The sequence below is a fragment of the Synechococcus sp. R6-7 genome (assembly GCF_047461695.1).
Taxonomy (GTDB): Bacteria; Cyanobacteriota; Cyanobacteriia; order Thermostichales; family Thermostichaceae; genus Thermostichus.
Genome location: NZ_JANSHS010000392.1, coordinates 1 through 8,097, shown reverse-complemented (window position 1 = coordinate 8,097; position 8,097 = coordinate 1). Strand labels below are relative to the sequence as shown.

Genomic DNA, 8,097 nt, shown 5'->3' with positions numbered 1-8,097 from the left:
CAGGGTTTTGGGGGTTAGAGGCATGCTCTCTGAGAATGGGCCGCAATTTTGAGGAAAAACCGGCTGGCCAACGGGGGTTATCAACCCGGGGATCCCCCATTCGCGCAAGTCAGCTGGCCAGCGCTATGAGGGTGGTGTAAATCCCTTGGAGGGACGCAGTGGCCTGGCTCCAGAGGATGTGGGTTAACGACCACCTATCCAGACCCATGGCCCCGCACAACAGCAGCAGATACAGGTTGGCAAACGTGAAGAGCGAGGCCGCCCGATCTCGGTCGCAGGGATCCTGCAGCAACTGCACCGCCTTCCAAACCAAGAGGGATCCCAGCAGCGCCGCCGCGCTCAGATAAAAGGATCCCAGCATCCCTAAGGGGTAAACCAGCAACAGGCTGACCGGAACCATCAGCAGCGCGTAGAGCAAAATCTGTGCGGCAGTGAGTCTTTCGCCCGCGACCACCGGCAGCATCGGCACCCCGGCACGGGCATAGTCTTCCCGCTTCAGAATGGCCAAAGCCCAGAAGTGGGGTGGAGTCCACAAAAAGATGATGGCGAACATCACCCACGCGGCCCAGCTGAGCTCGCCTGTGGTCGCTGCCCAGCCCACCAAAGGTGGGATCGCTCCTGCCGCTCCACCGATGACAATATTTTGCGTGCTGGAACGCTTCAGCCAGTGGGTATAGACCCCCACATACACCAGGATCCCCGACATGGCCAAACCGGCAGCCAGCAGGTTGGTGAAAATAGCCAACAACCCAAAGGCAGCCAAAGCCAGGATCCCCGAAAAAATCAGAGCATCCCGCGCCCGGATTCGACCGGAAGGCAGGGGACGATGGCGGGTTCGCTCCATCATCCGATCGATATCGGTGTCATACACCATGTTGATGACGTTGGCTGCCGCCGCCGCCATTCCTCCCCCCAAAAGGGTGATGAAAAACCTGAACGGGTCGGTGTTGCCTGCCATCCACATGGCCCCAGCCGTCGTCATCAGCAAGAGGGCGATGATCTTGGGCTTCACCAACTGGCTGTAGCTGCGCAAAACCTGGACAAGCGCCTGGCGCTCGCACCCCAGAGCACATGGGCTCTGCTCAGAGGGGATCCCCCCCATCGGGTTCTGGTAGGAAGCCTGACGGTCGACTAAAACGCTATCTTGCATGAAATTCACTCACCGGTCATTTCTGCGGTCATGGCCATCCACTGGCCTTCTTCCCCCTGGGTTCGCATTCGCCAGGCCAGCACCGTAAAACCCAGCAGACAGGCCAGCAAAGCTGCCCCCATCATCTGATGGGCCACCGTTAGGGGTTCTACCTGCAGCCGGTAATGATAGGTCAAAACACCGATCCCCACCTGGGCCAACAGCAGGCCAACAGACCCATGGCCCAAGAACTTGAGAAGGCGGGGGATCCGCTTGCGCCGCAGCCCGGTGGCCACCGCTACCGCCAACACCCCAAGGGTGGCCGGAGCAACCCCCAGCAAGTGGCTATTCATCACCCAGCACAGCTCGCCGGCAGCAAAGCATTGATGCAAAGCCCATTGGGAGGCCACCAAGGCGCCCAGAAGGCTCTGGACATACACCAGCAGCACCGCCCCCAAGCCCAGCCAAGGCAAGTAGCCGACGGAAAATGGCCCTTCACCCAGTCGCAGCGGCAGGATGGAGTCCTTAGAACCGGCTCTTGTCCAGATCAGTAATCCCAGAGTGAGCAAAGTGGCAAAAAACAGCAGGCCCGTGCCCAAGTGGGCCGTCACAATATCAAAGCGCAGCAGCTCCGTGACCGTCAGCCCACCCAGGATCCCTTGCATCAAGACCAGAACAAAAGCCCAGCTCAAACCCCAGGGCAGCCAAGTGGGCAATGCCTGACGCTTCAGCCAAGCAAACCCCATCAGAACCAGCGTAGCCAAGCCTACCCCAGAAGCCACCATGCGGTGAAACCATTCCAAAAAGACTTGTAGGTTCATCTGCTGGCTGGGCACAATTGCCCCGTAGCAAAGGGGCCAATCTGGACAGGACAGCCCAGCATTCATGACGCGGGTGGCACTGCCTAACCCCATCAGCAGCCAAGTGGCCAATGCTAACCCCAGTAGAGCTTGTCCCATACGCAGGGAAAGCTTGTCTGAGAGCACAGGATTCCGCTGGGAAGAAGGTTGGGATTGATGAAAGATCGAAGAATCCATTGCAGTTGAAGGCATAGCAAAGACTGGGCTGACGGCTCGAGCATCTGCACTGAAAAAGAGGCTGGGCTGAAAAAGCCTAGCCGGCTTGGTATCGGGCCATCTGGAAACAAAGACGCAGGTTACTCGCTGACTATTCCTCGAAGCCAATCCTAAATGCGGTTTTGTGGCTGGCGAAGGCTTTTTAAGAATTTCTTTCTCGGCGCACAGGTGTTCCGAATCCTAGGCACCTCTGGGAAGTCAAGCCAGCAGACCAATCCTTTTCCCCCTGGGAGAGGGGTCGCGGCAGCGGCGCGAAGCGTTTGGGCGGCAGCGGGAGTGTCTCAATCTCGTTTGGAGTGACTACAATGCCTGAGCGCCAGAGGAAACCGATCAGCCAACTCCTCAACGACCAAAGAGGTTAGCTGCCAAAGTCCTTCCCACTGGCTCTGGTCGTGAAGATGAGGTAGCCGGGGGGTCATCAGCCCCAATAGGCTCAGGGGATAAGGGATCCTTATCATCGCCGCTGCAAGGGGCTATGGTGTTCAACCCAAGAAGATTGAAAAAAGGCTATCCCTGGGCAGAAGCTGGCCCGGAAATCGGTCTGCCAGGCCTGTAGCCACTAGCGAATGTACTGAGCCAAAGCCCGCGAAGAATATCCCACCCGCAACTTGCGCAGGGCATCCCGCTCGATCTGACGAATCCGTTCCCGCGTTAGGTTGAAGTGATCCCCCACCTCCCGCAGGGTTCTCGCCTGTTGCCCGTCTAACCCATAGCGCAACTCCAGCACTTGCCTCTCAATCGGCTTCAGGGTTTGCATGGCAGAACGCACATCCTGCTGCATCGATTGCACGAGGATCCCTTGAAAGGGCTGCTCTTGCCGCTCATCTTGCAGCAAATCTCCAAGGCGGCTTTCTCCTTCCTGGCCGACCGGCACATCCAGCGACAGGGGCAAAGCAGCAGCCTGTTGGATCATGCGCAGTTTCTTGACTTTAATGCCCAAGGCTTCTGCCAGCTCCGCTTCGGTGGGCCGCCTCCCCTGCAGCTTCATCAGCTCGCGGTTGGTGCGCTTGAGCAGGCGTACTTTGTCGACCATGTGTACCGGCAGGCGAATCGTCCGTGCTTGATTGGCAATGCAACGGGTAATGCCTTGGCGAATCCACCAATGAGCATAGGTGCTGAAGCGAAACCCCCGCTCCGCATTGAATTTTTCGGTGGCCCGGATCAACCCGATATTGCCCTCTTGGATCAGATCCAAAAACGGCACCCCCCGATTGAGGTATTTCTTGGCAACGCTGACCACCAGGCGCAGGTTGGCGTTGATCAGCTTGCGTTGAGCTTGCTCCCCTTGTCGGATGCGGGAGCGTAGGGTGGATACGGAAATCTGCAGGGCCTCGGCCAGAGCCTCATCACTGGGATCCTCCCCCCGCCGTTGCCGCCATTCCTGCCGGGCTTGGTCGATGAGGAGCTTTTGCTGAATTTTGCGCGACAACTCGATTTCCTCAGCGTGATCGATGCGGGGCACGCGACCGATGGTATTCAGGTAGTGATCGACAGCGTCTTCATTCAACCGGGATCCGCCGGCCCCTGGCTCTGAGTCAACTTCTGCGAGGTCGTCTTGAGGGGCAGACTCGGGGTCGAACCAGAGATCGTCGAACTCCTGAGGCGAAGAGACAGAGTGTTCAGGATGAGGACGAGAAAAAACCACGGCCAGGTGAGGAGAGAACTTCATCTCCCAGTCTAAAGAGGTTTCTGCTGCTGCTGCGAGCGAAAATCGATCATGCCCCTCTTTTTTGTCCGGAGATTTTTCCGCTTGGATGCGGGAACAGCAGGGATCCCATCCGTCAAGTCCTTGTAGGCAAGGGGTTGCCCGGCAAAAAGCGGTAAGCGATTTTCGATCTAGACCTTGAGATAAGATTGTTCCTGAGCCAGTCAGCTCAACGGCTGCCGGGTGGGATCCCAGGAAAAGGGAACCTTGCCAGCTCAGGCTACCATGTGAGGATCCCTCAACTTCCTCAGTCTGGAAAAGAATATTTACGGCTTTCTGCTCCTATGGAGTCTAACGACCGGCACCATCCATCGGCCAACTTGATTGGGGAACGGGTGCGCTGGGTACGGGAGAAGCTGCAACTCACCCAAGATCAACTGGCGGGTCGCTTGGCCAAGTACGGTGTGCAGTTGGACTACGTCAAAATTGGCCAGGTGGAAAAGGGAAAACGGCGCGTCATTGACAAAGAACTGGTGGCCTTTGCCAAGGCGTTGGGGGTATCGGTCACTTGGCTGCTGAGCGGAGATGAATCCCACCTGTAGCGGCTGGTGGGAAGATATATCCGATACAAGTATCTCGAACGAAAAGACGTGAAGATACGTAAGTATCCTGCGCTTTTCGGCGTGATCTTGGTCAATTTCCGTGTAAGTACGGTAGGCTTAATTTACGAATAGATTGGTTTGAGGCCAAACCTCATCTTTCCCTCAACCATCCGAGGGGGTAGGAGAGGCGGAGAGATACAGCGCCTCGTCAGCAGTACGGGTTTTTCCAAGAAGGATCGGGATCACAGGCTTCTTCACCTAAACTTGATATTGTTGACTTGGCGTTAAGCTCCCGCCGTTTATCTGTTTGTGTGAGGTTTGCCGATGCTCTCTTTCTTCTTCAATTCCAACAAGGCCAACAACCGACAAACCGGAGGCCACCGTGTGCCTGCTGCGAGCAAAACCACAGGCACGCAACGGATCCCTAACTACAGCCGCCTGTCCGCTCCCCATGAAGTGCTCAAGCAGGAAAGGCAGATCAAGCGGGAGCAAGAGTTTACAGAAATGGAGCAAAACATCAATCGCATTCGCTACTTCTACCAAAAAGCAGATATGCCCCTGGAGATGCGGCAAATTCTGACCTACCGTAAGCTGATGGAGCTGGACTACTTTACCCCACAGGCGGCAAAAGAGCTGCTCAAGCAATGGCAGCAGCAGGAAGAGCAAGAACGCCGTCGGGCTTGAGAAAAGGGCAATCGAACCTTGGCAAGTAGGCTTGTTGAGCCAAGAGTTCCCGGTCTACGGGTAAAGGCCGCGATCCTGTAGGGCTTGCGCCACTCGGCCTACCCCTAGGGTGTAGGCAGCCAGTCGCAGCGACACTTGCCGCCGTTCAGCCTCCTGCACCACCCGTTCAAAGGCACGTACCATCAGACCTTCCATCTCTTGATTGACCCGCTCCTCATCCCAGAAGACGTAAGAGAGTCCCTGCACCCACTCCAGATAGCTCACCACCACTCCACCGGCATTGGTTAGGATATCCGGCAATACCTGGATCCCTCGCGATTCCAAAATCCGGTCGGCGGCAAGGGTGGTTGGCCCGTTGGCAGCTTCTGCCACAATCCGGGCTTGAATTTGGTGGGCATTGGCTTCGGTAATTTGATTTTCCAGAGCGGCAGGGATCAACACATCCGCTTTTTGCACCAGCAGGTCGGCATTGCTAATGGGCTCAGCTTGCGGAAAGCCCGCCATGCGGCCTCCCTGTTCCTTCATGTGGGCTTTGAGGGCGGGGATATCCAGTCCTTTGGGGTTATAAAGGCCCCCAGAACTGCCGGAAACCGCCACAATTTTGGCTCCTGCCTGATGCAGCAAGCTGGCCGCTGCTCCACCCACATTGCCAAAACCTTGGATTAACACCGTTGCCCCTGCCAGGGATCCACCGCGTCGGGCCAAGGCTTCCCGTACCGTGATCATCACCCCCCGTCCGGTGGCCAGTTCTCGCCCTCGGGATCCCCCAATCGAGAGAGGTTTGCCCGTCACCACTCCCGGCACCGCATGCCCGACATTCATAGAATAGGTATCCATCATCCAGGCCATCTCACGGGCAGAAGTTCCCATGTCTGGAGCGGGGATATCCTCTGCAGGGCCGATATCCTTGATCAGCTCGCTGGTGTAACGGCGGGTGATGCGCTCCAGCTCCGAGACCGAATAACGCTTGGGATCGAGGGGGATCCCCCCTTTGGCCCCACCGTAGGGAATGCCCATAAGGGCACATTTCCAGGTCATGAGCATCGCTAAGGCCGATACCTCTTCAAGGGTGACCGCGGGATGGTAGCGGATCCCCCCTTTGTAGGGGCCGAGAACGTTGCAATGCTGCACCCGATGGCCCGCCAGCACTTGGATTTGTCCGTTATCCAGCCGCACGGGGATCGCCACCGTCACCACTTTACGGGGGGTGCTGAGGATTGCCACCCAGCCGGGATCCAGTTTCAGCTCGCCAGCTGCCCAATCTAGGTAGCTGCAGGCCTGGGCAAGGGGACAGATATGGGCGGGAGAGGGAGGAGCAGAAGAGGCGAGCATGGGACTTGCAGCCATGGTGGAGAAGAAGAAAGGGCTGTTTCCACGCTATACCGCCGGGGACGGGAGAGGAACGTTTTGTAGCAAGCGTTACAAATAATTGAGGATCTGCAGCAGAACAAAACAGAGGCCGGCACTGGCCAGGGGCACGGTCAGGTTATCCAACCCCCACCAAGAGAACACCTCCAGCCCCATGGTTATCCCCCCCACCAAGAGGCTGATGGCCAGCAAAGGGGGGGAGAAGCCAAAGTACCCCAGCAGCAGAGCCGCAATCACCAAGCTGCTCACCGCCCACATGGTCAGGGATCCCTCCCAGCTTTTTTGAATGGATCCCAGTTGGTAGGGGTGTTTGCCCCAAGTTTTGCCCACCAAGCCCGCCAGGGCGTCGGCCCACGTCATCACCAATATGCCGATCACCGCGAAGACCTGTCGCTGGGGACGCCAAAACCAAAACAGCAGCAGGCCAATGCTGACGGCGTAGAAACAGGTGCCAAAGCTGCGGCGACCGACTCCATTCAAGCTGGGCAAGATGGCCACCCGGTAGGAGAGCAGCGCCAAGCCGGCAAACACCAGAGAGAATCCCACCCCTAGCCAGCGAGGCACTTGCAAAGCCCAAGCCAACAAAATGATATTGCCCACACCGATGTGAATGGCCTTGCGCACCCATTCCCCGTCCACCTGCCGGGAGCGCAGCCATTCCGCAAAAGCAAATACGGCGGCCAGCCAGAGAGCATAGCAAGCAAGCTGCTGGGCCAGGCCCATGAAACGGCCTCAGAGGGTTTTCAAGTAGCTGAGCAAATCCGCCATCTCCTGGGGATCCGGCTGGAACTGGGGCATGGGAGGCGTTTTGCCACCGGTCACCTGCTGAATAATAAACCGATCCGAGCGGCGGCTGCTCACCCCCCGCAGACTGGGCCCCACTCGCCCATCCGCTTCTTCTCCGTGGCAGGCTGCACAGTTGAGGGCAAACAAGGATGCACCATGGCTAACCTGCCCCTGTAAGCTGAGGACGGCTTCCGTATAGGGATCCAGACGAGCCCCGGCACCCAGCCAAGCCCAGGTCAATATCGCCAGCCCTAGGCCGAGAAGGGCAAGACCCAGCCGAGTTTTCTGAGCCCAGACACTTGTAAAGAATCGCTGCAAGGATTTGAGGAAGGGTTGTAAACGCTGTTGGGATGAAGGCTGAAGTCGCTTTTGCTCAAAGCCGACGCAACTGCCAGTTGATGACTGGCTGCTGCGGGATTGAGTGGTCTCTGAGAGGGAGGGAGACACAGACAACGCTGAGAGAAACCGTTTCAATCTTTTACATTTCAACCAACACGATAACCCAGGAGCCCTTTCCTGCCAATAATCTGTAAAGGTATTTACTTTTTCTTAATGGTTGGCTGGGCCACGTGAGACTTTGATCCCTCTGAGGGGGAACGGTTGGGAAAGAGCCGCCCCATCACCTCCGCTTGGGCCCAGGGATCCCGGTTGAGGCTGTGGATGGCATTGGCCCATGGAAAGTGCGCCCGCAGGCGGCGGTAGAGAGATAAATTACCATAAATGACGACCGCTGCCACCCGCTCCCGATGCTGTTGCAGCCAATCCAGCACATAGTTGGGCAAGGGATTCCCAAGGAAACCTTGGAAA

The 8,097-nt window shown here is 57.4% G+C and carries 8 protein-coding genes and 1 pseudogene; 2 read left to right on the top strand and 7 right to left on the bottom strand.

Going from position 1 to position 8,097, the window contains the following annotated elements; translation table 11 throughout:
- Positions 1–109: 109 nt before the first annotated feature.
- From NW815_RS11400 to NW815_RS11390, 3 genes are all read right to left on the bottom strand, one after another.
- Complete coding sequence (locus tag NW815_RS11400; RefSeq protein WP_414388552.1) at positions 110–1,102, bottom strand: heme o synthase; 993 nt, start codon at positions 1,100–1,102, stop codon at positions 110–112.
- A 53-nt stretch (positions 1,103–1,155) separates the two neighbouring features.
- Complete coding sequence (locus NW815_RS11395) at positions 1,156–2,088, bottom strand: COX15/CtaA family protein (protein WP_414329307.1); 933 nt, start codon at positions 2,086–2,088, stop codon at positions 1,156–1,158.
- A gap of 676 nt (positions 2,089–2,764) precedes the next feature.
- Positions 2,765–3,874 (bottom strand): RpoD/SigA family RNA polymerase sigma factor, encoded by a 1,110-nt coding sequence (locus NW815_RS11390; RefSeq protein ID WP_414329306.1) that lies wholly within the window; start codon positions 3,872–3,874, stop codon positions 2,765–2,767.
- Between the two features lie 320 nt (positions 3,875–4,194).
- On the opposite strand from NW815_RS11390, the gene NW815_RS11385 reads away from it, so the two are divergent.
- A complete protein-coding gene (locus NW815_RS11385) occupies positions 4,195–4,452 on the top strand; it encodes a helix-turn-helix domain-containing protein (protein WP_041436246.1) in 258 nt (85 codons plus the stop codon).
- Between the two features lie 324 nt (positions 4,453–4,776).
- Complete coding sequence (locus NW815_RS11380; RefSeq protein ID WP_414388548.1) at positions 4,777–5,136, top strand: hypothetical protein; 360 nt, start codon at positions 4,777–4,779, stop codon at positions 5,134–5,136.
- A gap of 54 nt (positions 5,137–5,190) precedes the next feature.
- Here the strand turns inward: NW815_RS11380 and NW815_RS11375 are convergent, their stop codons facing one another.
- The 4 genes and pseudogenes from NW815_RS11375 to NW815_RS11360 all read right to left on the bottom strand — a co-directional run.
- A complete protein-coding gene (locus NW815_RS11375; RefSeq protein WP_414416023.1) occupies positions 5,191–6,483 on the bottom strand; it encodes a Glu/Leu/Phe/Val family dehydrogenase in 1,293 nt (430 codons plus the stop codon).
- 72 nt (positions 6,484–6,555) lie between these two features.
- Complete coding sequence (locus NW815_RS11370) at positions 6,556–7,227, bottom strand: diacylglycerol/polyprenol kinase family protein (protein ID WP_011432309.1); 672 nt, start codon at positions 7,225–7,227, stop codon at positions 6,556–6,558.
- Between the two features lie 9 nt (positions 7,228–7,236).
- Positions 7,237–7,530 (bottom strand): c-type cytochrome, encoded by a 294-nt coding sequence (locus NW815_RS11365; protein WP_414331830.1) that lies wholly within the window; start codon positions 7,528–7,530, stop codon positions 7,237–7,239.
- 299 nt (positions 7,531–7,829) lie between these two features.
- Positions 7,830–8,097, bottom strand: a pseudogene (locus NW815_RS11360) (glycosyl hydrolase); the annotation flags it as partial.

Bases quoted from the DNA above. Each gene is read 5' to 3' on its own strand.
- NW815_RS11385 (WP_041436246.1), top strand. From the start codon at position 4,195: ATGGAGTCTAACGACCGGCACCATCCATCGGCCAACTTGATTGGGGAA.
- NW815_RS11375 (WP_414416023.1), bottom strand. From the start codon at position 6,483: ATGGCTGCAAGTCCCATGCTCGCCTCTTCTGCTCCTCCCTCTCCCGCC.
- NW815_RS11390 (WP_414329306.1), bottom strand. From the start codon at position 3,874: ATGAAGTTCTCTCCTCACCTGGCCGTGGTTTTTTCTCGTCCTCATCCT.
- NW815_RS11395 (WP_414329307.1), bottom strand. From the start codon at position 2,088: ATGGGACAAGCTCTACTGGGGTTAGCATTGGCCACTTGGCTGCTGATG.
- NW815_RS11400 (WP_414388552.1), bottom strand. From the start codon at position 1,102: ATGGGGGGGATCCCCTCTGAGCAGAGCCCATGTGCTCTGGGGTGCGAG.
- NW815_RS11370 (WP_011432309.1), bottom strand. From the start codon at position 7,227: ATGGGCCTGGCCCAGCAGCTTGCTTGCTATGCTCTCTGGCTGGCCGCC.
- NW815_RS11380 (WP_414388548.1), top strand. From the start codon at position 4,777: ATGCTCTCTTTCTTCTTCAATTCCAACAAGGCCAACAACCGACAAACC.